Origin of the sequence: Sphingobium indicum B90A (genome assembly GCF_000264945.2) — a bacterium.
Taxonomy (GTDB): domain Bacteria; phylum Pseudomonadota; class Alphaproteobacteria; order Sphingomonadales; family Sphingomonadaceae; genus Sphingobium; species Sphingobium indicum.
Genome location: NZ_CP013070.1, coordinates 2,814,358 through 2,839,315 on the forward strand (window position 1 = coordinate 2,814,358; position 24,958 = coordinate 2,839,315).

A 24,958-nucleotide genomic window follows, 5' to 3' on the forward strand; every position below is an offset into this window, starting at 1 on the left:
GGGTTCCTGCCTTCGCAGGAACATGATGCATGTCCAATCTTACGCCATCACCTCTGACAGGCGACGATCGCGTCGATCACCGCCAGCGTCTCCTGCGGATCGCGCACCCGCACCGTGTCCAGCCCCAGTTGCTTGGCCGGATAGTCGTTGCCGCCGGGGAAGATCGCATCGCCGATGAACATCATCGCCTCCAGCGCGATCCCGCTCGCGTCGCGCAGCTTCTTCAGGCCATAGGCCTTATCCACCCCCTCCCGCGTGATGTCGATGGAGGTCGCCCCGCCCATGTTGATCGACAGCCCCGGCAGGCGCTGGCGCAGGTCGGCCTGGATCACCTTGCGCTTGGCAAAGTCGGGATCCCACACCTCCTTGGCATGGATCGGCGCCTGCTGGCCCAGCGCGGAAAAGGTGATCTGGCTGCCGCGATCCTCGATCCGCTCGCCCCACACCTGTTCCGGCACGAAGCCCGTCGCCTCCAGCGAGGCGTCGAACGCCGCCAGGATCGCCTGCTTCTGCGCCTCCTCGAACAGTTCGGCATAGACCGGCGTCCACTGCCCGTCGCGATGGGTGTAGAGCTTGGTCCCCGTCGTCGGCATCAGCCACAGGCGCGAGCGGTCGGCCCGTTCCGGCAGGCGGCTCGCCACCTGCTTGTCGAATTGCGGCCAGTCCCCGCCGGAGATCACCGCGACATGCGCCACCTGCAACAGCCGCGCCAGCGCGTCGCCCATCGCCTCGCCCAGCGGCTGCTTGCTCTCCGCCAGCGTTCCGTCGAGGTCGAAGGCAATCAGGTCTTTCATGCGCATGCTCCGGCTTGAAGGGCCGTCCGGCTTTGCCCTCTGGCCTCGACCGATGCAATGCCGATGAGCGGGATATGACGGGGGGCTGGTGTTTTCCCCCATCCTGACCGAAAGAGGGCGGCATGATCCTCTCTGCCGATGAATGGGGCATCGTCGCGCTGTCGCTCCGGGTCAGCCTGGTGGCGGTCGGGCTGATGCTGCCGGTCGCCTTCGCCTTCGCCTGGCTGCTCGCCCGCTGGCGCTTCCCCGGCAAGCTGCTCGTCGACGCGCTCGTCCACCTGCCGCTGGTGGTGCCGCCGGTCGTCACCGGATGGCTGCTTCTGCTCCTCTTCGGCGCGAACGGCCCGCTCGGCAGGCTGTTCGAACAGATGCTGGGCATCGGCTTCATGTTCCGCTGGACCGGCGCGGCGCTTGCCTCCGCGATCATGGCGATGCCGCTGATGGTGCGCGCCATGCGGCTGTCGATAGAGGGCATCGACCGGCGGCTGGAACAGGCCGCGCAGACACTGGGCGCGGGCCGGGGGCGCGTCTTCCTCACCATTTCGCTGCCGCTGTCGCTGCCGGGCATAGTGGCGGGACTGGTGCTCGGCTTCGCCCGCTCCATCGGCGAGTTCGGCGCGACCATCACCTTCGTTTCCGACGTTCCGGGCGAAACCCGCACCCTGCCCATCGCCATCTATTCCGCGCTGCAGATGCCGGGCGCCGAATCGGCGGTCACCCGGCTCGCCATCATCTCGATCCTGCTGTCCTTGGGGGCGCTGGTCGCATCGGAGGCATTGGCCCGCCGGGCGAGCGGCGGAAGGACCAACCATGTCCTTTGACATCGCCGTCGACCATCGCATCGCGGACCGCCAAATCCGCCTGCGGGCAGAGGCGGGCGCGGGCCTCGTCGCCCTTTTCGGTCCCTCCGGCGCGGGCAAGACCAGCATCCTCAACATGGTCGCGGGCATATCAACGCCCGACAGCGGCCGGATCGCGGTGGCGGGCGAGACGCTGTTCGACAGCGGCGCGGGCATCGACATTCCCGCCGCCCGGCGGCGCGCCGGCTATGTCTTCCAGGACGGACGCCTGTTCCCGCAGATGCGCGTGCGCGCCAATCTGCTCTACGGCCGCCATGGCGACGCGCCGCTGCCGTTCGACGCGGTCATGGACTTTCTGGGCATCGGCCATCTGCTCGACCGCTGGCCCGCCACCCTGTCCGGCGGCGAAGCGCAGCGCGTCGCGATCGGACGGGCGCTGCTGTCCGGCCCCCGATTCCTGCTGCTGGACGAGCCGCTGTCCTCGCTCGACCCCGCCCGGCGCGAGGAAATCCTGACCGTGATAGAACGGATGAAGCGCGATCTCGCCATGCCGATGCTCTATGTCAGCCACGACCGGGCGGAGGTCGAACGGCTGGCCGATCAGGTCATCGCGCTGTAGGGGGGCAGGCCCGCCCCAGCCAGGGCCCGGTTCAAATAGGCCAGGAAAGCCGCCTGCCTGACCGGCGCCCGCGCCCGCAGCCAGGCCAGCGCCACGACGGCCCGCCATTCCGCGCCATGCTCCAGCGCCGGGGCGAGCCGCCTGTAGCTGACCGCATAATGGCGCGCCGCCCAGTCCCGCGCCATGTTGGTCAACCGATCCTGCGGCCCCTCGCCGAAGCGCAGCAGCATCTCCGTCCGCAGCAGGTCCGGCACGAAGTCGCCGCGCGCCGCCTTCGACCAGTCGATCGCCACCATGCCCGAAGGCGACAGCAGGATATTGCCGATGTGAAAATCGCCGTGCAGCAGCCGGTCGCCCTCCGGCAGTCCGTCCAGCAGCGCCACCGCCGCCTCCTGCAAGCCGCGATCCGCCGGGCCATAGAGGATGTCCGTGCGCAACACCTGCCGCAGGGAACGCAGGCCCGGCGCGGCCTGCCCGTGGATCCGCCGGTGCAGCGCCGCCATCTCGCGCAGGCATGACCCCGATTGCAAAGGCCGCAGCCGCATGCGCCGCATCAGCGTCGGCCCGGTCACTTCGGGATAGAGGATCGCCCGTCCTTCCGCCATGTCCAGCCGTCGCAGCGGCCTGGCGACCGGCAGGCCCGCCTCCGCCGCCAGCGTCGCCGCCTCCACCTCGCGGGCGATCATCTCCTCCGACACGGCGGCGTGGAATATCTTGGCCACGCGCCCCTCGTCCACGCGCCAGACGCGCGAACTCGCGCCGGAGGCCAAAGGCGCCAGCGGGCCGGGCGGATCGTCCTGCTGCGGCACGCGCCCCTAGCGCTGGGCTGCCCGGGCGGGCCGACGATCATGGACCAGCCGCGGCTCGGCCCGCGAAGGGGCGGGACGGGTCAGCCGCTCCACGGCATTGTCCACCAGCATCCGCAGCCCTTCCTCGCTCAGCAGGCCGCCCCGGATCAGGCAACGGTCGATCAGCACCCGGCGGAAGGCGGAATAGAGCGCCATGTCGGGCGCGCCCGGCGCGGACCAGAATTCGTCGAGCGAACGCCTGTGCACCACGCCCGGCACCTTGTAGACCGCATGGCCCAGCACGACCACCGGCTTTCCGGCGTTGAGCGCCAGCGTGCCCACCGTGCTGTTGACCGTCACCACGCCCAGCGACCTGTCGACGACTTCGGCAATGTCCCAGTCCGCCAGGTAGAAGACCCGGTCCGCGACGCCATATTGCGCCGCCAGCCGCCGCGTCAGCCGGCCCCAGGCGACCAGTCCGGGATCGAGCGGATGGCGCTTCACCACCAGGGCGGTGTTGGCGGGCGCATGGGCGGCGAAGCTCTTGATCACGAAGCGCAAGGCGGCGCGCATCGTGCCGAAGGGCGAATGGACGCGGATCTGATAGTCGGAATCGAGCTGGAGCGGCAGAGCGAAATAGGGCCGGTCGCACACCGCCGACCACTGCTCCCGCGACTTGCCGCGTTCCGCCTGGCGCAGGTTCAGCTTCTTGAACCAGCCGACCGTCTCCCACAGGAAGCTGTTGGGCCGGTGCGTGCGATAGAAGGGAAAGGCGGGCCGCATCAGCGCCGACGCCATGCCGTTGCGCCCGGTGTTGAAGGCCCGCTGCCGGAAGGTGGAGGGGATTTGCGGTTCCCGCCCATTATCCTCCGGCGGCAGCGCCCTGGCCTGCTCCAGATACCATTCGGGGTCGAGCGGCAGGGTCGAGTTGCCGTTCACCCCATCCTCCTGGAGCGTCAGGAAATCGGGGCGGATATAGCCTTCCTCCACCACATGGACGCGCAGGTTGCGCAGCCGCGCCATCTTGTGGGCGGAGGCATGATAGGGGCGGCAGTCGCCATAGAGGATCAGGTCCGTCACGCCATGATGGACGATATGGTCGTCGAAGAAGATCGGCCAGTTGCGGAACGTCCCGCGATAGTCGGTCGCGCCCTCGCCCGGCCAGTCCACCTTGTCGCCGCCATTGATGTTGATGCGCAGCGCCCGGTGCCCCCGCGCCCTCAGCGCCTCCGCCAGCATGGCGAAAAAGGGCCCATGCGGTCCCTGGAGGAAGAGAAAGGTTCTGGCCTGGGCGTCAACCATGGAAATACTCGGCGGACAAAGTCATAAATCTCTGCAACTTCCCCTGTAAAGTCCGCAGTCGAATCAACCATGACACCGGGGCCGGCGCCCCGCTTGCCAAACGTTCGACCATGATTTCAGGTCCGCAGGGCAAGCGCGTGACCGGGTCCAGATAGCGTGGATAGAGAATCAAGGCCCCGGCGACAAGCTGATCCAGGGAGAGCCGACGCCCGCGCCGTCCATTGGCCGCCGCCAGGTCGCGGGTCAGCCCCCAGCCGGCGTAGAAGGGCATGCCGTGGACCGTCACCGGCCGCCCGCGCATCAGCGCCTCGAACCCGGTGAGGGAGGAGAGGACATGGACCTCGTCCACCGCCTGCACCAGTTCCATCAGCGGCGACCCGGTGTCGATGGCGTCGGCCTGCTCCAGCACCGCGGCATCGCTCAGATGCCCCCTGCGCAGGCCCGCCTGCACGTCGGGATGCGGGCGATAGACGATATGGGCGTCCGGCTCGGCCCCGCGCACGCGCTTCAGCAGGTCGAGATTGCCCGTCACCCCCGCGCCGCCATATTCCACCGACAGATCGTCCTCGACCTGCCCGACCGCCAGCACGGTGCGGCGGCCCTGGGGCAGGCCGATCATCCGCCCCCCCTCCCTGCCATATTTGGTGACGCCCGAAGCGCATATCCTCGCCCGCAGGCGCGCCGCCCGCCGTTCCAGCGCGGGGGTGAAGACGCAGCTCGCCAGCAGCGCCTCCATGTCGCTGGGCGAGCGCGCGTCATAATAGATGCCCGCCCGGTCGATCACTACCGATCCGGGCGGATGCAGCGCCGCGCCCAGCCCCTTCGACCGCAGGAAGCCATCCTCCACCCGGGCGACGGTCACGCCCTGCCGACGCGCATCCTCCATGGTGCCGGGCGTCACGCGCGACGGCCAGACCGCAAGCGCGCCTCCCTGCCGGGCGGCCCGCCGCAGGCCCCTGTGCTCCGGCAGGAAGGGCGGCGACCGCACGCCGTCCCACAGGAACCGCCGGATCGCCTCCCGCTTCCACCAGGCCATGCCGCTGGCCGCCGCGATGCCGTGATTGCCGTCCAGATGCCGCCGCCAATCGGCCAGTTGGGCCACGGCCTGAGCGGCATCGGCGTCCTCGCCGCTGAAACAGTCGCGATAGGTCGCCGCCGCCAGCGCGGCACGGGCGCCGTCGCGCAGGACCGCCGGCTCGATGGCGACCCCGTCCGCGCCGAAGACCGGCACGTGCAGCAGCCCGGCGATGATCGCCAGCTCGTCGCCCGCCTCCGCATGCACGGAGGCCGCGCCCGCGACCAGCGTCCAGAGGTCGGTCGGTTCCGGCAAGGCATGACCGGGGTCGGGGAAGGGGCCGGGGACGGAGTCCGCGCCGCGCCGCGCCTTCCCCACCATGCCGATTTCCCGCCGCGCCAGCCCGTCCAACATGGCCTGCGGGACGGCCACGCCCGCCCGCGCGACCAGCCTGATGCCGGCGGGCCGATGACCCCAGAATATGCCGCCGACCCGCGCCTCGGCGACGGCGTCCAGCACGGCGTCGGAAACGGTGGCGGGCGCTTCGCCGTCGCGCCGCATGCGGCTGATCGCCGCCGTCGCGGGGGCGATGCCTGGAAAGGGGGGCGAGCGCAGGAATGGAGTCGCGTTCACGTTGAAAAGCCGTCCCCTGTCACGACTATATTAGCGCGAATGGAGCGACGCTTCAGCCATTCGAAAACGCAATCCATACAACAGCTTCTGTGATCGCCCGGCACAGGGACGTCAAGCGGAAGCGCGAACCGTCATTTCGTCCAGCATGCCGGCGACGATGTCGAAATAATCCCCCCATGTCGGCGCCCGCCACGCCGCGATCCGGGCAAGCTGCGCCGCGCGTTCGGGCGAATCCGCCCTGCTGTACGCCTCTATGGCCCTCAGCCAGCCCAGGCCGTCCAGCGGGTCGAGATAATCCGGCGCGTCGCCGCCCACCTCCCGATGCGCGACGATGTCGCTGCAGATCACCGGCACGCCCGCCGACAGCGTCTCGATCACCGGCATGCCATAGCCTTCCTCGAAGGAGGGCATCAGCATCGCCCGCGCCCCGGCGACCAGCGCGTTCATCTCATTGTCCGGCACGCTGCCCGCCTCGATCACATGGCCGCGCAGGATTTCCGCCCGCTCCAGCATGTCGACGACATTCTCATTTTCCCAGCCGCGCCGCCCGATCAGCACCAGCACCGGCGCCTGGTCGCCCCATCTCTCCACCAGCCGCCGCCAGATGTTGAGCAGCAGCAGATGGTTCTTCCGCGGCTCGATGGTCGAGATATAGACGAAATAGGGCCGATCGGGCACGTCATGGCCGCCCGCCACCACCATGTCGGGCGCGTCGGCGCCGAAATGCGCCACCCGGATCGTCCGCCCCTCCAGCCCGCGCTTGAGATGCGGCGCCAGCGCGTCGATGGTCGCCTGGCTGTTGCCGATGATGCCGTCGGCATAGCGGTCAATGGTCCGCACCCGCTTCAGATGCTCCTGCGCGCCCTGCGGCCGGGCGAATTCGGGATGGGTCAGCGGAATGACGTCATGCACCAGCGTCACGAAGCGCGCCCCCTCCGCCCGCAGGATCGCGCCGACCTGATCGGCGTCGTCCAGATGATGGGGCGACACCTGCAGATAGATGCGCGGCCCCCGCGCCGCGGGCACCGGGCGCGGGCGCAGCGCGATCAGGTGGCGGATCACGGCCGCCTTGCTCTCCCGCTCGTCCACCTGCTCCACATTGCGCCAGCGCGCCGCGGTGAAGGCCAGGAACTGGCGCACCGCCGCATCCTTCAGCCGCCCGTAATAGCCGCCCGCCGGATGCACGGCGGCGAAGGCCAGCCGGTCCGGCATCCGCTCCAGCAGTTCGCGGGCATAGGTGAACTCGACCCGGTCGATCCCGGTCGGCGCGGCGTGGAAACTGCGGGAGAGCAGCCGCGAGATGTCGAGAACGATCTCCGCCGACCGGCTGCCGCCGACGAAGCGCCGGCTTTCCCGCTTGGCGCGCAGCGCCAGCCGCGCGCCGGGGGCCTTGAAGGGCTTGAGCGCCATGTCAGGGCGCTTTCACGACGGTCTGGCGCATCAGAACTGGGCGCAAATCTCTTCGGCCAGCTTCCGCAATTCCTCCGGATCGGCAAAATCGCCCTGCGCATGGGCGACGAAGCCGCGCGGCTGCCCCTCCCAGCGGGGCACGATATGGAAATGCAGGTGGAACACGGTCTGCCCGGCCGGCGCGCCGTTGAACTGCGCGACATGGATGCCGTCGGGGTCCAGCGCCCTGCGGGTGGCGTTGGCAACCTTCTTCACTGTCGCCATCACCTGCGCCAGCGCTTCATCCTCGACTTCCAATATGTTGCGCGCCTTCGACCATTTGGAAATGACCAGGCTGTGCCCCCTGGACTGCGGCTGGATGTCGAGGAAGGCATATGTATGCTCGTCCTCATAAAGCCTGGTCGACGGGATTTTCCCTGCCAGGATCAGGGCAAAGACATTGCCCTCGTCATAAGTGCCCTCAAGGCTCATCGTGCTTCCCCGGAGCGATTTCCATGCGACCGGACTGGATGCCGGCCGGGAAATCGCGGTGAACAAGGACCTGGAGCGGCGATCCGATTCGCTCGGATCTCCGCTCTAAGCCAGATAATGCGCGCTTGTCTTAGCGGCGACTTCCTCCGCCGTCACGCCCGGAGCAAGTTCGACCAATCTAAACGGGCTGTCATGGTCGGGCCGCTGGAAGACGCAAAGGTCGGTGACGATCATGTCGACCGCATTCCTGCCGGTCAGCGGCAGGGTGCAGGCCGGAATGAACTTGGGGCTGCCGTCCTTGGACGTGTGCTCCATGACGACGATGATCTTCTTGACGCCCGCGACCAGGTCCATCGCGCCGCCCATGCCCTTGATCATCTTGCCGGGGATCATCCAGTTGGCGATGTCGCCATTCTCCGAAACCTCCATCGCGCCCAGCACGGTGAGGTCGATATGCCCGCCCCGGATCATGGCGAAGCTGTCCGCGCTGGAGAAATAGCAGCTTTGCGGCAATTCGCTGATCGTCTGCTTGCCCGCATTGATGAGGTCGGCGTCCTCCTCCCCCTCATAGGGAAAGGGGCCGATGCCCAGCATGCCGTTCTCCGACTGCAGCGTGACTTCCACGCCTGCCGGAATATGGTTCGCCACCAGCGTCGGAATGCCGATGCCCAGGTTCACGTAGAAGCCGTCCTTCAGTTCCATCGCGGCGCGGGCGGCCATCTCGTCACGGGTCCAGGGCATTATGCGGCCTCCCTCTGGCGGACGGTGCGGAACTCGATCTTCTTGTCATAGGGCGCGCCCACGATCATGCGCTTGACGTAGATGCCGGGCAGATGGATCGCATCGGGATCGAGGCTGCCGGTCGGCACCACCTCCTCCACTTCCGCCACGCAGACCTTCGCCGCCGTCGCCATGGGCTGGTTGAAATTGCGCGCCGTCTTGCGGAAGATGAGGTTGCCGCTCTCGTCGGCCTTCCAGCCCTTGACGATCGCCACATCGGCGAAGATGCCGCGCTCCAATATATAATCCTGCCCGTCGAAGCTCCTGACCTCCTTGCCCTCGGCCACGGCGGTGCCGACGCCGGTCCTGGTGTAGAAGCCCGGAATGCCCGCGCCGCCCGCCCGGCAACGCTCCGCCAGCGTGCCCTGGGGGCAGAACTCGACCTCCAGCTCCCCGGCCAGATATTGCCGCTCGAACTCCTTGTTCTCACCCACATAGCTGGAGATCATCTTCTTCACCTGCCGCGTGCGCAGCAGCTTGCCCAGCCCCTCGCCGTCGATCCCGGCGTTGTTGGAGGCGATGGTCAGATCCTTCACCCCCGAATCGCGGATCGCATCGATCAGCCTTTCAGGAATGCCGCACAGGCCAAAACCGCCCGCGCACAGATGCATTCCATCGAACAGCAGTCCGTCCAGCGCCGACGCGGCGTCAGGGTAAAGCTTCTCGACCATCTGCGTCCTTCCTTTCCCAATCATCGCCGTCTTAGGCACGTTAAATCATCAATACTAATGATTTGTTTTTTGCGTTATGCACAAGCGATGTCTATCAATCGGATTGCTTTCTACCATCTTGAAACGTTGCTCTGGATCGCGCGGCTGGGCACCTTTGCCGCTGCGGCGGAACGATTGAACACGACGCAACCTGCCATTTCCGCGCGCGTGCGGGAACTGGAAAATCATCTGGGAACCGTGCTTTTCCGACGGGAGGGGCGGACAATGACCCTGACCCCGGCAGGGCGCGAACTGGTCCGCGAAAGCGAACCGCTCTGGGCGCGATTCCAGGGCGTGTTGATGGGATGCAGCGACATTGCAGGCGCGACCGGCGTGGTGCGCATCGGCGCGGGCGAGATAGCGGCGGCCAGTTGCCTGCCCGGCTTCGTTGCCGTGCTGAACCGGGATTTGCCCCGCGTCTCGCTGGACGTGGAGATCGCCCTTACCGCCGACCTGATCCAGCAGCTTATCGCCGGGCGAACCGACATCGCCTTCGCCGCGGGGCGGATCGCCCATCCCATGCTGCGCACAGCGCCCATCGGCGATGTCGGCCTGCTGTGGCTGGCCAGCCCCGCCACCGTGGCCGCGATGCGGAAGATACCCGCCGACGCCCCCGACACAGCGAAAATGCCCATCTGGTCCCTGTCCAGCCTGTCGCCGCTCTATAATATCATGAAGGAGGCGATTGCCGCGTCCGACCTTGGCTGGCGCTCAGTGAACCTGTGCAACAATATGCGCACGATGATCGACATCGCGCTGGAAGGCGGCGGCATCGGCATTTTCCCGCATCCCATGGTCCGCCAGCATATGGCCGACGGCACGCTGGTGCCGATACCGGGCGCCCCGGCCATGCCATCGGTCGAATTCCGGGTCGCGGTGCGCGCGGCGGAGTCCGATCCGCTCGTCCTCACCATTTTCGACCGGGCGACAGAACTCGATCTGGGCTCGCCCCCGAAGCTTTAGATCAACCCTGCGAGCGGACTGGACGGGTCGGCATACATGCGCTTGCCCATCCGCCCGGCGCGATAGGCCATGCGCCCGGCCTCGACCCCCGCCTTCATCGCCGCGGCCATCAGCACCGGGTTCTTCGCCTCGGCAATGGCGGTGTTCATGAGGACGCCGGTGCAGCCCAGTTCCATCGCCTCCGCCGCCTCCGATGCCGTGCCCACGCCCGCATCAACCAGCACCGGCAGCCTGGTCCCCTCCACGATCAGCCTTATCGTCACGCGGTTCTGGATGCCCAGCCCCGACCCGATCGGCGCGCCCAGCGGCATGATCGCCACCGCGCCCGCATTCTCCAGCCGCTTGGCCGCGATCGGGTCGTCCACGCAGTAGACCATGGGCTTGAAGCCCTCCTTGGCGAGAATCTCCGTCGCCCGCAGCGTTTCGACCATGTCGGGATAGAGCGTCCGCGCCTCGCCCAGCACTTCCAGCTTCACCAGATCCCAGCCGCCCGCCTCCCGCGCCAGCCGCAGCGTGCGGATCGCTTCCTCGCCGGTATAGCAGCCCGCCGTATTGGGCAGATAAGTGATCTTCTTCGGGTCAATGAAGTCGGTGAGCATCGGCGCCTTGGGGTCCGACACATTGACGCGCCGCACCGCCACGGTGACGATTTCCGCCCCCGAAGCCGCGACCGCCGCCGCATTCTGCTCGAAATCCTTGTATTTCCCCGTGCCGACGATCAGCCGCGAGCGAAAAGTCTTGCCCGCCACCGTCCAGCTATCCGCATCCGTCACCAGGACGTCGCCGTCCCCCGCGACCGGATGGTCGCCGCCGCCCACGAAATGCACGATCTCCAGCTCGTCGCCATCCTCGACGCGCACCTGCGCCAGGGTGGAGCGCGGCACCACCGCCAGATTGCGTTCCACCGCCACCTTCTCCGGCGCGAAGCCCAGTTCGCTCGCCAGTTCCGCCAGCGTCATGCCGGCCCGGACGCGGCGATGCTCACCGTTGATTTGGATCGATACGGTTCCGTCGACGTGCAATGCTCTGTCCTGTCAAATAACGTGTCTCGACTTGGCGCGACACGAAGGGCTAAAGATCACGGCGCATATAGGGGCGGACACGCCCCGGTCGCAACCTAAAGGGGGACTGCCATGGCCGAGGCGCGCAAAATCTATGTGTTGAACGGTCCCAACATCAACATGCTGGGCACGCGCGAGCCGGAAATCTACGGCTATGACACGCTGGACGACATTGCCGAGCGGATGGAGGACGCCGCCAACCGCGCCCATGTGGAGATCGATTTCCGCCAGTCCAACCATGAAGGCCATCTGGTCGACTGGCTGCAGGAGGCGCATGCGGAGGGCGCGCACGCCGTCATCCTCAACGCCGCCGGCCTCACCCACAGCTCCATCGCGCTGCACGACGCGATCAAGGCCATCGCAGTCCCGGTGATAGAGGTCCACCTCTCCAACCCCCACCGGCGCGAGGAATTCCGCCACAGAAGCTATGTCGGCATGGCGGCGAAGGGGACCATCGCGGGCTTCGGCGCCCTGTCCTACATGCTCGCGCTGGAGGCGGCGCTCGAACTGTAGCTCGACGCACATAAGTTGCGCTCCGGCGCAAATGCGCATAGGCGCGGGCATCGGAACACGAAATTCACCGTCCAGGGACTGAAAATGAACGACAAGGCTGAAAAGGGCGCAATGCAGGTGGACGTACAATTGGTGCGCGATCTCGCCGCGCTGCTCGACGACACCAACCTGACGGAAATCGAGGTGGAGGACGGCGACCGCAAGATACGCGTCGCGCGCAAGGTGGGCGGCGGCGCCGTCACCTATGCGCCCCCGCCCGTCGCCGCCGCTCCGGTCGCCACGGCCGCGCCGGCCGCCGCCCCAGCTCCGGCCGAAGCCGCCGCCCCGGCCGTGGCCGCCAACGCCATCCGCTCGCCCATCGTGGGCACCGCCTATCTCGCCGCCGAACCGGGCGCTGCGCCCTATGCCGCCGTCGGTTCGACCGTGAAGGCGGGCGACACCGTGCTGATCGTCGAAGCCATGAAGGTCATGAACGCCATCACCGCGCCCCATGCCGGCACGGTCAAGGCCGTGCTGGTCGATAACGGCCAGCCGGTCGAATATGACCAGCCGCTGATCGTCATCGAATAAGGCCGCGCAACCCATGGCCATCGAAAAGCTGCTGATCGCGAACCGGGGCGAGATCGCGCTCCGCATCCACCGCGCCTGCCATGAAATGGGCATCAAGACGGTGGCGGTCCATTCCACCGCCGACGCCGACGCCATGCATGTGCGCCTGGCCGACGAGGCGATCTGCATCGGGCCTCCCGCGGCCAAGGACAGCTATCTCAACATCGCCGCGATCATCTCCGCCGCCGAAATCTCCGGCGCGGACGCGATCCATCCGGGCTATGGCTTCCTGTCGGAAAACGCCCAGTTCGCGGAGATCGTGGAGGCACACAACCTCGCCTTCGTGGGGCCGAAGCCCGAACATATCCGCATCATGGGCGACAAGGTGGAGGCGAAGCGCACCGCCGGCGCGCTCGGCCTGCCGCTGGTTCCCGGCTCCGACGGCGCGATTTCCGACATCGCGGAAGCGAAGGAAATCGCCGCCAGGATCGGCTATCCCGTCCTCATCAAGGCGGCTTCGGGCGGCGGCGGGCGCGGCATGAAGGTCGTGCCCAGCGAAGACCAGCTCGAAACGCTGATGAAGCAGGCGGGCAGCGAGGCGAAGGCCGCCTTCGGCGACGACACCGTCTATATGGAAAAATATCTGGGCAATCCCCGGCATATTGAATTCCAGGTCTTCGGCGACGGCAACGGCAACGCCATTCACCTGGGCGAGCGGGACTGCTCGCTCCAGCGCCGCCACCAGAAGGTGCTGGAGGAAGCCCCCTCCCCCGTCCTCTCCGCCGCCGAGCGCGACCGGATGGGTGAAGTGGTGCGCAAGGCGATGGCCGACATGGGCTATCGCGGCGCGGGCACCATCGAATTCCTGTGGGAAGACGGCGAATTCTACTTCATCGAGATGAACACCCGCCTGCAGGTGGAGCATCCGGTGACGGAGATGATCACCGGCGTCGATCTCGTCCGCGAACAGATCCGCGTGGCGGAGGGCAAGCCGCTCTCGGTCGAGCAGGAAGACCTGCGCTTCACCGGCCACGCCATCGAATGCCGCATCAATGCGGAGGATCCCCGGACCTTCGCGCCATCGCCGGGCACCGTCACCAGCTATCATGTGCCGGGCGGCATGCACGTCCGCGTCGATAGCGGGCTGTACCAGGGCTATAAGGTGCCGCCCTATTATGACAGCATGATCGGCAAGCTGATCGTCTATGGCCGCACCCGCGAAGGCGCGATCATGCGCCTGCGCCGCGCGCTGGAGGAATATGTGATCGAGGGCATGAAGACCACGATCCCGCTCCACCAGAAGCTGCTGACCGACCCGGACTTCCTCAACGGCGACTATACGATCAAGTGGCTGGAGGATTGGTTGGCGAAGGACGAGCAGGCGTGAAGGCCACCATCTGGCACAACCCCCGCTGCTCGAAATCGAGGGCCGCGCTGGCGATCCTTGAAGCCGCGCCGGGGGTTGAGGTGGATGTCGTCGAATATTTGAAGACCCCGCCCAGCCGCGCCGAGATCGAGGCGGTGCTGAAAAAGGCGGGGGTTCGCCCGTCGGAGGCTGTCCGCAGGGGCGAGGGCGTGGTGAAGGAAATCGGCCTCGACCTATCGGACGACAAGGCGGTCCTCGACGCGATGGCGCAGCACCCCATCCTGATCGAACGCGCCATCGTCATCACGAACAAAGGCGCCGTCATCGCCCGCCCCCCGGAACGGGCCAGCGAAGTTCTCTAACCCCACCCCGTTCGTCACCCCGGGGCTTGACCCGGGGTCCCGCTTCTTCAATGCACAATGCATGGAGCGAAAAGAAAAAGGCGGCTGGGTCTACATCATGTCCGACCGCTATCGCGGCACGATATATGTGGGCGTAACCTCAGACCTGCCCGCTCGCATCCACCAACACCGCTCCGGCAACGGTTCCGACTTCTGCGCAAGATATGGCCTGAACCGCCTCGTCTGGGCTGAGCGGAGCGACGACATCACACGCTGCATAGAACATGAAAAACGCGTCAAGCGCTGGCGCCGGGAATGGAAGTTCGACCTGATCGAACGCGCCAATCCCGACTGGCAGGACCTGTTCCACCTGCTCGCCTGAAAGACAGCGGGACCCCGGGTCAAGCCCGGGGTGACGACGGCGGCGGCGCTGTGAAAGGTGGTTCCCGACCGGCCGTTATCCAAGAGGAGGCATGATGAAGAATGTCAGTCACCGCTCTCCCGTCATCGGGCGCATATATGGCTGCGGTATAGCGGCCATATTGGGTTTTCTCGCTTACAACCTGATGAATTTCCGTATTTCCCACTGCAACAGTGAAGAATGCATCCATGAAATAGCTACCGGCCGCATACTGGTGGTGGCGGCTGCAATCGTCCTCACCGCGAGCGCAGCAGGATTTATCATTAACAGGCTTCAGCGAAGGCCTTAATGACCACGATCGTCGTTCCCAGGCCCTCGCCTTTTCGTCACCCCGGGCTTGACCCGGGGTCCCGCTGTTTTGATGAATCACATCCGACTGAAAAAAGAGGCCCCAAGGTCAGCCCCCAGCTAGATCGCAACTTGCTCCCCAATCCTGAACGACAAGCCGACAATCACGCGTCACCCAAAAACCACGGGTCACGCAAAAAACATCCTATTTCTCCAACACGCCCCAATTCAGCCTGTCCTACACCACCCCAACCAGCTTATCCCGCCCGCCTCTTTGAAATGTCCGATGCATTCCGCTTCACGCCTACGCGCGCCCGGGCACGCGCGCGCATATGCTGTGAACTTCGGGCCGAAAATGGCCGGTTTCTGCCCTTTTTGCCGCTTCATCCCGGCCGCGAGCCGGCAACACGCCTCCTACACCGACAAGCCCACTGGAGGCCCGCGCCCTAACCCGCTATCCCCTGCCTCCATGGCCCAGAATCATCTCTATCTCGTCGACGGCAGCGGCTATATCTTCCGCGCCTATCACCAGCTTCCGCCGCTCACCAACAGGCATGGGCAGCCGGTCGGCGCGGTCTATGGCTATACCACCATGCTCTGGAAGCTGGCCGACGAACTGGGCAAGGCGGAAGGCCCGACCCATCTGGCGGTGGTGCTGGACAAGGGCAGCCACACCTTCCGCAACGACATGTACGACGCCTACAAGGCGAACCGCCCGCCGCCGCCAGAGGATCTGGTCCCGCAGTTCCCGATGATCCGCGACGCAACCCGCGCTTTCTCCCTCCCCTGCATCGAGGAAGCGGGGTTCGAAGCGGACGACATCATCGCCAGCTATACCAAGGCCGCCGTCGCGCAGGGCTGGCACGTCACCATCGTCAGTTCCGACAAGGATCTGATGCAGCTGATCCAGCCCGGCGTCGACATGTACGACACGATGAAGAATGAGCGGCGCGGCGCGGATTATGTGATGACCAAGTTCGGCGTCCGGCCCGAACAATTGGGCGACGTGCTGGCGCTGATGGGGGACAGCGTCGACAATGTCCCCGGCGTCCCCGGCATCGGTCCCAAGACCGCCGCCAAGCTGATCACCGAATATGGCGGGCTGGAAGCGGCGCTGGAAGCCGCGCCGCACATGAAGAAGTCGAAGATGCAGGAAAACCTGATCGAACATGCCGACATGGCCCGCCTGTCGCGCAGGCTGGTGGCGCTGCATGACGGCATGGACCTGCCCGAACCGCTGGACGACCTGACCCTGAAGGGCATTCCGCTGGAGCCATTGCAGGCCTTCCTTGAGCATCATGGGTTCAAGTCGCTGCTCGCCCGCGCCGGCGCGCCCGCCGCCGCCGTGGCGGTCGCGACCGCGGCGGCCGCCGTCACCGAAGCCACCGCCCCCTCCGCCCCGGTGCTGGAGGAAGAACCGCCGATCGACCGCAGCCTCTACGAAACCGTGGTGACGGAGGAGGCGCTGGACCGCTGGATTGCCGCCGCCCATGCCGAAGGGCTGGTCGCCGTCGATACGGAGACCGACATGCTGGACTGCGTGTCCTGCGCGCTGGTCGGGGTGAGCCTGGCCGTCGGGCCGAACGCCGCCTGCTACATACCCGTCGGCCATGGCGGCAAGGACATGTTCGCGGAAAAGCCCGACCAGCTTCCCCTCCCGCTGGTCCTCGCGAAACTCAAGCCGCTGCTGGAGGACGACAGCGTCCTCAAGATCGGCCAGAATCTGAAATATGACATCACGGTCCTGCGCCGCCACGGGATAGAGATCGCCCCCTATGACGACACCATCGTCATGAGCTTCGACCTCGACGCCGGGCAGAGCCTGGCGGGCCACGGCATGGACGAGGCGGCCAGGGTCCACCTCAACCATGTCTGCATCAGCTTCAAGGATGTGTGCGGCACCGGCAAGAGCCAGATCAGCTTCGCCGAAGTCCCGCTCGACAAGGCGACCGAATATGCCGCCGAGGATGCGGACGTCACGCTGCGCCTGTGGAGGCTGTTCAAGAGCCGCATCGCCAATGAGGGCGCGACCCGCGTCTACGAACTGGTCGACCGGCCGCTCGTCGGCGTGATCGCGAAGATGGAGCATGAGGGCATCAAGGTCGACCGCGAGGCGCTCTCCCGCCTCTCCGCCGAGTTCACCGCCGGAATCGCGGCGCTGGAGGAGGAAATCCACGCGCTGGCCGGCCAGCCCTTCGCCATCGGATCGACGCAGCAACTGGGCGCGATCCTGTTCGACAAAATGGGTTACAAGGGCGGCAGGAAGGGCAAGTCCGGCGCCTATTCGACCGACGTCACCATATTGGAGCAATTGAAGGCCCAGGGCGCGGAGATCGCGGGCAAGGTGCTGGACTGGCGGCAGCTTTCCAAGCTCAAATCGACCTATACCGACGCGCTCCAGGCCCAGATCAACAAGGATAGCGGCCGGGTCCATACCAGCTACAGCCTGTCCGGCGCGCAGACCGGCCGCCTGTCGTCGACCGACCCCAATCTCCAGAACATCCCGATCCGCACCGAAGTGGGCCGCCAGATCCGCCACGCCTTCGTCGCGGAGCCGGGCAATGTCATCCTGGCGGCGGACTATAGCCAGATCGAACTGCGCCTGGCCGCGCACATGGCGGACGTGCCCGCGTTGAAGGAGGCGTTCGCCAATGGCGAGGACATTCACGCCGCCACCGCCCAGCAATTGTTCGGGGAGGTCAACCGCGACACGCGAGGCCGGGCCAAGACGATCAATTTCGCGATCCTCTACGGCATCAGCCGCTGGGGCCTGGCCGGTCGGCTGGAGATCAGCGCCGACGAAGCGCAGGACATGATCAGCCGCTATTATGAGCGTTTCCCCGGCATCAGCCTCTACATCACCGACACCATCGAAAAGGCGCGTTCAAGGGGCTATACGGAGACGCTGTTCGGGCGGAAGACATGGTTCCCGCGCATCAAGGCGCCGGTCCAGCACGAACGCCAGGGCGCGGAGCGCGCCGCGATCAACGCCCCGATCCAGGGCACCAGCGCCGACATCATCAAGCGCGCCATGGCCCGCATGGGACCGGCGCTGGCGGCCGAAGGGCTGCACCAGGTCGAGATGCTGCTGCAGGTGCATGACGAACTGGTCTTCGAACTGCCGGAGGGCGATGTGGAGCATGCCGGCGCGGTGATCCGGCGCGTCATGGAGGGCGCGGCGGAGCCGATCGTGAAGCTGAGCGTGCCGCTGGGGGTAGAGATCGGCCATGGTTCGAGTTGGGGGGCGGCGCATTAGGCAGCGCGGACAAATTTAAGAGATCCGCCGGACCGAACGATTTTGGGTGGAGAGCGGACGTTCCCCCTATTCGTCACCCCGGACTTGATCCGGGGTCCCGCTGCCTTGGGCTGGGCGCGGACTCAGAAAGAAAGCGGGACCCCGGATCAAGTCCGGGGTGACGGTAAATGATGTCAGCTATTGGCCAATTTCCGACGTTCTTAATTTGTCCGCACTGCCTAGGGCCGATGGACATTCAGTTATAAAATCTCTCTCCCCTCAACCCCGCGCGTAGCGATCCTCATACCGCACGATATCGTCCTCGCCCAGATATGTGCCCGTCTGCACCTCGATGAACACCACCGGGATCTTCCCCGGATTCTCCACCCGATGCTTCGCCCCGGCAGGCACGTAAAGCGACTGGTTCTCCGTCAGCAACGTCACTTCGTCTCCCACCGTGACCTTGGCCGTGCCCTCGACGACGATCCAATGCTCCGACCGATGGAAATGGCTTTGCAGGCTCAAGGATTGCCCCGGCTGCACCACGATCCGCTTCACCTGGAACCGCTCACCGGCAAGCAAGCCTTCCACCCAGCCCCAGGGCCGGTGATCCTTGGGGAAACTCTCCGCCTGCACCGCGCCCTTTTTCTTGAGCGCCTCGACCGCCAGCTTCACGTCCTGCGCCCGCGACTTGTCCGCGATCAGCACCGCATCGTTCATCGCCACCGCGATGATGTTGCTGAGGCCGATGCCGACCAGTTCCATCCCGTCGCTGTCGGAGCGCAGCAGCGTATCGCTGCAATCGATGGCCGTCGCCCCGCCGCCCACCGTCACGCCCGCCGCGTCCGGCCCGGCATGGCTCCACACCGCGTCCCAGCCGCCAAGGTCCGACCAGCCGGAATCATAGGGGACGACCGACAGATTGCCCGCCCGTTCCATGATCGCATAGTCGATGGAGATGTCGGGCGCGGCGTCCCAGGCCTCCGCCGACAGCCGCAGGAAGCCCAGATCGCCCTCGGCGGCAGCCACGGCAGGCCGCACCGCCGCCAGCACGTCGGGCGCAAGCGCCTCGAAGGCGGCGATGAGATCCTTCGCCGCGAACAGGAAAATCCCCGCATTCCAGAGGTGATCGCCGCTCGCCAGCATCTCCTGCGCCCGCGCCGCATTCGGCTTCTCCACGAAACGGGCCAGCTTGATCGGCTGTCCCGACCCATCCGGCCGGGCGACGACCTGCAGATAGCCATAGCCCGTCTCCGGCCGCGTCGGCTGGATGCCGAAGGTCACCAGATCGCCCGAGCGCGCCGCCGCCAGACCCTGGCTCACCGCCGCGCGAAAGGCCTCCGCATCGGGCACCACATGATCGGAGGGCGCGACCAGCATCACCGCTTCCGGATCGCCCGCCGCCAGATGCAGCGCCGCCGCCAATATGGCGGGCGCGGTGTTGCGCACCGAAGGCTCGATGATGATCGCTCGCGGGTCGGTGTCTTCCTGCGCCAGTTGCTCGGCGACGATGAAGCGGAAGGTCGCGTTGGTCAGCACGACCGGCCGGGCGAAGGCGAAACCCTCTCCCTCGCCGGACAAGCGCGCCACGACGGAGCGGAACAGCGTCTGCTCGCCCAGCAGCGGCACGAACTGCTTGGGGTAGGATTTGCGCGACAGTGGCCACAACCGCGTCCCCGATCCTCCGGCCAATATCACCGGGGTAACAACCGCAAGATTCTTGTCCGACATGCAACTCTCTCAGAAATCCGAGATTCTTATAGCCGTTCCGGAAATCTAAGCCAGAATTGGTCGACAAAAAAAGCGGCCCGCAATCGGGCCGCTTTCCGTCAGTCGAACAGCTCTTCCAGAAAGCTCTTCTTCCGCTTCTTCTGATAATATCGCCCGTCGTCGCGATCCGGGCGATAGCTTGGCTGGGGCGGAGGAACCCCGCCCGCCGAACGCTCGATGATCTTGTCCAGCTCGCCCCGGTCCAGCCAGACGCCCCGGCATTGCGGGCAATAGTCGATCTCCACCCCCTGCCGGTCGGTCATGGAGAGGCCCACATGACAGACCGGGCAGAGCATGGCCGACACCGCGGCCTGATCCCGCATCCGATTACTCCCGCTCGCCGGTCAGGCTGAGCAGCATCTGGAACAGGTTGACGAAGTTCAGGTACAGGGACAGCGCGCCCATCACCTGCATCTTCTGCGCGACTTCATGGCCGGCATAGGCGAAATATTCCGACTTGATGCGCTGCACGTCCCAGGCGGTAAGGCCGGTGAAGACCACCACGCCGATGATCGAGATCACCATCTGCATGGCGGACGAGCCGATGAAGATGTTGATCAGGCTGGCGACCAATATGCCGATCAGGCCCATGATCAGGAACGACCCGAATTTCGACAGGTCGCGCCCGGTGGTATAACCCCACAGCGCCATCGCCAGGAACATCACGGCGGCGGAGAAGAAGGCCTGGGCGATCGACCCGCCGGTGAAGACGAGGAAAATGCTGGCCAGCGACACGCCCATCACCGCCGAAAAGGCGTAGAAGGCCATGCGCGCGCCCGCCGTCGTCATCCTTTCGATGCGGAAGCTGAAGAAGAAGACGAAGGCCAGGGGCGCGAAGATCGCCACCCACTTCAGCGGCGTGCCGAAAATCGCGGCGGCCAGAACCGGCGTATTGCCGATGAAGGCGGCGACCAGCCCGGTGATGACCAGGCCGATGCCCATATTGCGGAAAACGCCCAGCATGTGCGCGCGCAGCCCGGCATCGGTCTGCGCCGTCTGGCTCGCACCATAGCCCGGCATACGAACGGGATTGTTCACGGCGTTATAACTCCATCCAAAACAAGCAAGTTACGGATCGAGTGGCCCGGCGCGGTCTTCGTGAGGTCAAAGGGGGACGAACGCTCACGAACCTGCACCGAGCACACTCGATGCGGTCCGACATCGCGGCTGGAGCATGTCGCATGCATTCAACCGCCAGAGGGGCCCGGCCCGCACAGGCAATATTGGTGGACCAACGCGCCAATGCAAGGGATGGGGCCATTAGCAACAATTTGTTACAAATATCGAGGGCTGTTGACGCCCCGGCCGAACCGCCGCATGGCTGCGCCCATGAGCGACCAGTTCACCCCCGCGCAGCAGCATGCCGACGCGCCCCTGCGGCTGTTCAACAGCCTGACGCGCGCGGTCGAACCCTTCGCGCCGATCCAGCCGAACCATGCCCGCGTCTACAGCTGCGGCCCGACCGTCTATAATTACGCCCATCTCGGCAATCTGCGCGCTTATGTCTTCACCGACACGCTGCGCCGCACCTTGCTGTGGAAGGGGCTGGACGTCACCCACATCATCAACATCACCGATGTCGGCCACCTGACCAGCGACGCCGACGCCGGGGACGACAAGATGGAGGCCGCCGCCCGCGCCCAGGCAAAGAGCATCTGGGACATAGCGGCCCATTATACCGACGCCTTCAAGCGCAACATCGCGGACCTCAACATCATCCCGCCCAGCGAATGGACGGTCGCCACAGACTATGTGCCGCAGATGATCGCCTTTGCGGAGAAGATCGCGCCCGCCCATTGCTACGAACTGGAAAGCGGCCTTTATTTCGACAGCAGCAGCGTGCCTGATTATGGCGCGCTTGCCGGCGGGCGCGACGACGCGGCTCATGCCCGCATCGATCCGGTCGCGGGCAAGCGCAACCCCAGCGACTTCGCCATATGGCGCAAGTCCCCGCCGGGCGAGCAGCGGCAGATGGAATGGGACTCCCCCTGGGGCAAGGGCGCGCCGGGCTGGCACCTCGAATGCTCGGTGATGAGCGAGGCGCGGCTGGGCCATCCGTTCGACATCCACACCGGCGGCATCGACCATCGCGAAATCCACCATCCCAACGAGATCGCGCAGAACCAGGCATTTCATGGCTGCTGCGGCGAAGCGGACGCGGCGGCGGCGGGTTTTACCGGCGCCCGCTGGTGGATGCACAACAACTTCCTCGTGGACCGGCAGGGGAAGATGAGCAAGTCGAAGGGCGGCTTCACCACCCTCTTCTCGCTGATCGACGCGGGCGTGCATCCGCTCGCCTATCGCCTGCTGTGCCTGGGCGCCCATTATCGCAGCGAACTGGAATTCAGCGCGGAGAGCGTGAGCGCCGCGCTCACCCGGCTGAAACGCCTGGTCATGGGCGTGGAGAATCTGAAGGCGCGGGCCGAGGGCGTGACATGGCAGTCGCCGCGCCTCGACTGGCTGCGCGCCAATCTGCATCCCAAACTCGCTCCCTTGCTCGAACAGTTCGACGCGGCGATCAGCGATGACCTGATGACGCCCCGCGCGCTTCCCCTGCTGGAAGAAACCATCGGCATGAAGAAGGTGCCGGTGGACGAAAAGCTCTGCCTGCTTGCGGCGTTCGATCAGGCGCTGGGCCTCGACCTGCTGACCATCGGCCGCGCTGACCTGCGCATCCAGCCCAAGGACGCGCAGATCGCGCCGGAAGAGATCGAAGCCGAACTCGACCGCCGCCAGGCCGCCCGCGCCGAAAAGGACTTCGCCCTGTCGGACGAGATTCGCGACACCCTGATCGCGCGCGGGGTGGAAGTGATGGACGGCGATCCGCTGCGCTGGGACTGGCGGTTGGCGCTGGCTTGATTTTTACCTGCGTGCGGGGACTTGGACCGGACTGGGTGATTTAATTGGACCGAACTGGGTGATTTAAGTGGTTGGCGGACGCTCTTATTCCTCCCCATCGGGAGATGGGGAGGGGGACCATGCAAAGCATGGTGGAGGGGAACGGGGCACGACCTGCGTATTTCCCCTCCACCACTCGCTTCGCGAGCGGTCCCCCTCCCCACGCTTCGCGTAGGGAGGAATTAATGACCAATCCCGACATTTCCGGATTTGTCCCCGCCGCCTGGGCGATTTCTGGCAGCGGGCCTTATCCTTTCGTCCGCTGGCAAAGCGGCGCCATCTGAGGCAGGATGTGCGCGGGGCAGGTTCGTTCGTTTGGACAGATCGCTCCAAAACGGGCAGATTCCGCACATGCTAAGATACGCAACGGCAGCTTTCATCGCGGTCAGTGGAATGGCGGCAATCCCCATTGCTGCACCTGCTCAAAATTATATGTTCGAAACGGGCACGACCCTGCTTGCAAAGTGCCGAAACAAGGCGCCCGAATATGGGCTGGCCTGCACCGCTTACATCGTCGGCGCGGTGGACGGCATCAAGAAGGACGTCTTCATCGGCCGCGCCAAGCCCAATTGCTGGCCCGCGCAACTGAATGCAGAGGATGTGAAGCGCATCGTCCTCGCCTATCTCACCCGCTACCCCGATCAGCGGCAGGCGCCCGCATCCGTCCTGGTCAGCGTGGCGCTGAACGAACAATATCCCTGCGAAAAATGACGCGGGCCCTCCCGGCCGCGCAACCATCGAAATCCGCGAGCGCCCCTGCCGCTATAAACTTGCGTTAGCCCCTGGTTGCGCGTAGGTGCGGCCCCTATTTTATGATCTTTGGGAGACTCAAAGTGGCGGCGAAGTGGACGCCGGAAAGCTGGCGGGAGCATAAGGGCATTCAGATGCCCGTCTATCGGGATGCCCAAGCGCTTGGCGCCGTGGAGGCGCAGCTCAGCCAGTTTCCCCCGCTCGTCTTTGCCGGCGAGGCGCGCAGCCTGAAGGCCGAGCTGGCCAAAGTCGTGGCCGGGGAGTCCTTCCTGCTGCAGGGCGGCGACTGCGCCGAAAGCTTTGCCGAGTTCCACCCGAACAATATCCGCGACACGTTCCGCGTGCTGCTGCAGATGGCGGTGGTGCTGACCTTCGCGTCGAAGCTGCCCATCGTGAAGGTCGGCCGCATGGCGGGTCAGTTCGCCAAGCCCCGTTCCGCCGACACGGAAACCATCGGCGGCGTGGAACTGCCCAGCTATCGCGGCGACAATGTCAACGACATCGCCTTCACGGCGGAGGCCCGCGAACCCGACGCAAGCCGCATGATCCGCGCCTATAACCAGTCGGCGGCGACGCTGAACCTGGTGCGCGCCTTTTCGACCGGCGGCTATGCCAGCCTGGACCGGGTGCACGGCTGGATGCTGGATTTCATGGGCCGCAGCCCCTGGGCCGCTAAGTTCGAGGCGATGGCGGACCAGATCGGCCAGGCGCTCGACTTCATGCGCGCCTGCGGCCTGTCGCCGGAGACCGTGCCGCAGCTTGGCGGCACCAGCTTCTACACCAGCCATGAGGCGCTGCTGCTGCCCTATGAGCAGGCGCTGACCCGGCAGGATTCGCTGACCGGCGACTGGTACGACACGTCCGCCCATATGCTGTGGATCGGCGACCGCACCCGGTTCGAAGGGTCGGCCCATGTCGAATATCTGCGCGGCATCGGCAATCCGATCGGCATGAAGTGCGGCCCCTCGCTGGAGCCGGACGCGCTGATCCGCCTGCTCGACATATTGAACCCCTTGCGGGAGGCCGGGCGCATCACGCTCATCACCCGCTACGGCCATGACAAGATCGAGGCGGGCCTGCCCAAGCTGGTCCGCGCCGTCCTGCGCGAAGGCCATCCGGTGGTCTGGTCCTGCGACCCGATGCACGGCAATGTCATCAAGGCTGCGAACGGCTACAAGACCCGCCCGTTCGACCGCATCCTGGCCGAAGTGCGCGGCTTCTTCGCCGTCCACCGGGCGGAGGGCAGCTTCGGCGGGGGCATCCATGCCGAAATGACTGGCCAGAATGTAACGGAATGCACCGGCGGCGCGGTGGCGATCACCGACGAGGGGCTGGCCGACCGCTACCACACCCATTGCGACCCGCGCCTCAACGCCGCGCAGAGCCTGGAACTGGCTTTCCTGCTCGCGGAAATGCTGAACGAGGAGTTGAAGGAGCGGCGGGCGGCGGCCTGAAACCGGGCCGTTCGTCACACGGACGTA

25 protein-coding genes are annotated in these 24,958 nt (G+C 65.9%); 13 read left to right on the top strand and 12 right to left on the bottom strand.

All coding sequences use genetic code 11. From position 1 onward, the window contains the following. Positions 1–47 precede the first annotated feature (47 nt). Entirely contained in the window at positions 48–794 is a 747-nt protein-coding gene (locus tag SIDU_RS13675) for an HAD-IIB family hydrolase (RefSeq protein ID WP_007686254.1), read from the bottom strand. A 122-nt stretch (positions 795–916) separates the two neighbouring features. On the opposite strand from SIDU_RS13675, the gene modB reads away from it, so the two are divergent. Together modB and SIDU_RS13685 are read left to right on the top strand one after the other, a co-directional pair. Continuing rightward, positions 917–1,615, top strand: a complete 699-nt coding sequence (modB, locus tag SIDU_RS13680; RefSeq protein ID WP_007686252.1) for a molybdate ABC transporter permease subunit — start codon at positions 917–919, stop codon at positions 1,613–1,615. Beyond that, the gene (locus SIDU_RS13685) at positions 1,605–2,213 is read left to right on the top strand and encodes an ATP-binding cassette domain-containing protein (RefSeq protein WP_007686249.1); all 609 of its coding nucleotides are present in this window, start codon (positions 1,605–1,607) and stop codon (positions 2,211–2,213) included. The genes modB and SIDU_RS13685 overlap by 11 nt, the downstream gene beginning before the upstream one ends. Here SIDU_RS13685 and SIDU_RS13690 read toward each other — a convergent pair. The 7 genes from SIDU_RS13690 to SIDU_RS13720 form a co-directional block, all read right to left on the bottom strand. Then, on the bottom strand, positions 2,195–3,022 hold the full coding sequence (locus SIDU_RS13690; RefSeq protein ID WP_007686247.1) for a phosphotransferase family protein: 828 nt from the start codon (positions 3,020–3,022) through the stop codon (positions 2,195–2,197). The two genes, SIDU_RS13685 and SIDU_RS13690, sit on opposite strands and share 19 nt — an antisense overlap. 6 nt (positions 3,023–3,028) lie before the next feature. Beyond that, on the bottom strand, positions 3,029–4,303 hold the full coding sequence (locus SIDU_RS13695; protein WP_007686245.1) for a capsule biosynthesis protein: 1,275 nt from the start codon (positions 4,301–4,303) through the stop codon (positions 3,029–3,031). After that, positions 4,296–5,951: a capsular polysaccharide export protein, LipB/KpsS family gene (locus SIDU_RS13700; RefSeq protein WP_007686244.1), complete on the bottom strand. Its 1,656-nt coding sequence runs from the start codon at positions 5,949–5,951 to the stop codon at positions 4,296–4,298. Before SIDU_RS13700 ends, SIDU_RS13695 begins: the two co-directional genes overlap by 8 nt. Before the next feature lie 111 nt (positions 5,952–6,062). After that, positions 6,063–7,361, bottom strand: a complete 1,299-nt coding sequence (locus tag SIDU_RS13705) for a glycosyltransferase family 4 protein (RefSeq protein WP_007686242.1) — start codon at positions 7,359–7,361, stop codon at positions 6,063–6,065. 30 nt (positions 7,362–7,391) lie between these two features. Further along, a complete protein-coding gene (locus tag SIDU_RS13710) occupies positions 7,392–7,832 on the bottom strand; it encodes an HIT family protein (protein WP_007686240.1) in 441 nt (146 codons plus the stop codon). A gap of 105 nt (positions 7,833–7,937) precedes the next feature. Further along, positions 7,938–8,573, bottom strand: a complete 636-nt coding sequence (locus tag SIDU_RS13715; RefSeq protein WP_007686239.1) for a CoA transferase subunit B — start codon at positions 8,571–8,573, stop codon at positions 7,938–7,940. Continuing rightward, entirely contained in the window at positions 8,573–9,283 is a 711-nt protein-coding gene (locus SIDU_RS13720) for a CoA transferase subunit A (RefSeq protein ID WP_007686238.1), read from the bottom strand. Before SIDU_RS13720 ends, SIDU_RS13715 begins: the two co-directional genes overlap by 1 nt. An 87-nt stretch (positions 9,284–9,370) precedes the next feature. Between SIDU_RS13720 and SIDU_RS13725 the strand changes: the two genes are divergently transcribed. After that, the gene (locus tag SIDU_RS13725) at positions 9,371–10,285 is read left to right on the top strand and encodes a LysR family transcriptional regulator (RefSeq protein ID WP_174550396.1); all 915 of its coding nucleotides are present in this window, start codon (positions 9,371–9,373) and stop codon (positions 10,283–10,285) included. On the opposite strand, the gene thiS is transcribed toward SIDU_RS13725, so the two are convergent. Continuing rightward, a complete protein-coding gene (gene thiS, locus SIDU_RS13730; RefSeq protein ID WP_007686236.1) occupies positions 10,282–11,307 on the bottom strand; it encodes a sulfur carrier protein ThiS in 1,026 nt (341 codons plus the stop codon). The two genes, SIDU_RS13725 and thiS, sit on opposite strands and share 4 nt — an antisense overlap. A gap of 111 nt (positions 11,308–11,418) precedes the next feature. Between thiS and aroQ the strand changes: the two genes are divergently transcribed. The 7 genes from aroQ to polA all read left to right on the top strand — a co-directional run bounded on the left by aroQ (position 11,419) and on the right by polA (position 18,080). Beyond that, positions 11,419–11,859 (top strand): type II 3-dehydroquinate dehydratase, encoded by a 441-nt coding sequence (aroQ, locus tag SIDU_RS13735; RefSeq protein ID WP_007686235.1) that lies wholly within the window; start codon positions 11,419–11,421, stop codon positions 11,857–11,859. 84 nt (positions 11,860–11,943) lie between these two features. Beyond that, positions 11,944–12,429, top strand: a complete 486-nt coding sequence (accB, locus tag SIDU_RS13740; protein WP_025772776.1) for an acetyl-CoA carboxylase biotin carboxyl carrier protein — start codon at positions 11,944–11,946, stop codon at positions 12,427–12,429. Positions 12,430–12,442: 13 nt separating this feature from the next. Next, positions 12,443–13,795, top strand: a complete 1,353-nt coding sequence (gene accC, locus SIDU_RS13745) for an acetyl-CoA carboxylase biotin carboxylase subunit (protein ID WP_007686227.1) — start codon at positions 12,443–12,445, stop codon at positions 13,793–13,795. Beyond that, positions 13,792–14,136, top strand: coding sequence for an arsenate reductase (glutaredoxin) (gene arsC / locus SIDU_RS13750; RefSeq protein WP_007686225.1), 345 nt, complete (start codon positions 13,792–13,794; stop codon positions 14,134–14,136). Before accC ends, arsC begins: the two co-directional genes overlap by 4 nt. Before the next feature lie 61 nt (positions 14,137–14,197). Beyond that, positions 14,198–14,497, top strand: coding sequence for a GIY-YIG nuclease family protein (locus tag SIDU_RS13755; RefSeq protein WP_007686222.1), 300 nt, complete (start codon positions 14,198–14,200; stop codon positions 14,495–14,497). Positions 14,498–14,588: 91 nt separating this feature from the next. Further along, a complete protein-coding gene (locus tag SIDU_RS19405) occupies positions 14,589–14,825 on the top strand; it encodes a hypothetical protein (RefSeq protein WP_129965423.1) in 237 nt (78 codons plus the stop codon). A gap of 468 nt (positions 14,826–15,293) precedes the next feature. Then, on the top strand, positions 15,294–18,080 hold the full coding sequence (gene polA, locus SIDU_RS13760; RefSeq protein WP_073507157.1) for a DNA polymerase I: 2,787 nt from the start codon (positions 15,294–15,296) through the stop codon (positions 18,078–18,080). Positions 18,081–18,338: 258 nt separating this feature from the next. On the opposite strand, the gene SIDU_RS13765 is transcribed toward polA, so the two are convergent. The 3 genes from SIDU_RS13765 to SIDU_RS13775 form a co-directional block, all read right to left on the bottom strand. After that, positions 18,339–19,790, bottom strand: coding sequence for a mannose-1-phosphate guanylyltransferase/mannose-6-phosphate isomerase (locus SIDU_RS13765; protein ID WP_037510088.1), 1,452 nt, complete (start codon positions 19,788–19,790; stop codon positions 18,339–18,341). Between the two features lie 98 nt (positions 19,791–19,888). Further along, positions 19,889–20,152: a TFIIB-type zinc ribbon-containing protein gene (locus tag SIDU_RS13770; RefSeq protein WP_007686202.1), complete on the bottom strand. Its 264-nt coding sequence runs from the start codon at positions 20,150–20,152 to the stop codon at positions 19,889–19,891. A gap of 4 nt (positions 20,153–20,156) precedes the next feature. Continuing rightward, positions 20,157–20,849 carry a Bax inhibitor-1/YccA family protein gene (locus SIDU_RS13775; protein ID WP_020817683.1) on the bottom strand — a complete coding sequence of 231 codons (693 nt, stop codon included), beginning with the start codon at positions 20,847–20,849 and terminating at the stop codon, positions 20,157–20,159. Positions 20,850–21,158: 309 nt separating this feature from the next. Between SIDU_RS13775 and cysS the strand changes: the two genes are divergently transcribed. The 3 genes from cysS to SIDU_RS13790 all read left to right on the top strand — a co-directional run bounded on the left by cysS (position 21,159) and on the right by SIDU_RS13790 (position 24,931). Continuing rightward, positions 21,159–22,688, top strand: a complete 1,530-nt coding sequence (gene cysS, locus SIDU_RS13780) for a cysteine--tRNA ligase (RefSeq protein ID WP_007686198.1) — start codon at positions 21,159–21,161, stop codon at positions 22,686–22,688. A 432-nt stretch (positions 22,689–23,120) separates the two neighbouring features. Continuing rightward, a complete protein-coding gene (locus SIDU_RS13785) occupies positions 23,121–23,438 on the top strand; it encodes a Rap1a/Tai family immunity protein (RefSeq protein WP_013041399.1) in 318 nt (105 codons plus the stop codon). 122 nt (positions 23,439–23,560) lie between these two features. Further along, complete coding sequence (locus SIDU_RS13790; protein WP_007686194.1) at positions 23,561–24,931, top strand: class II 3-deoxy-7-phosphoheptulonate synthase; 1,371 nt, start codon at positions 23,561–23,563, stop codon at positions 24,929–24,931. Positions 24,932–24,958 lie beyond the last annotated feature (27 nt).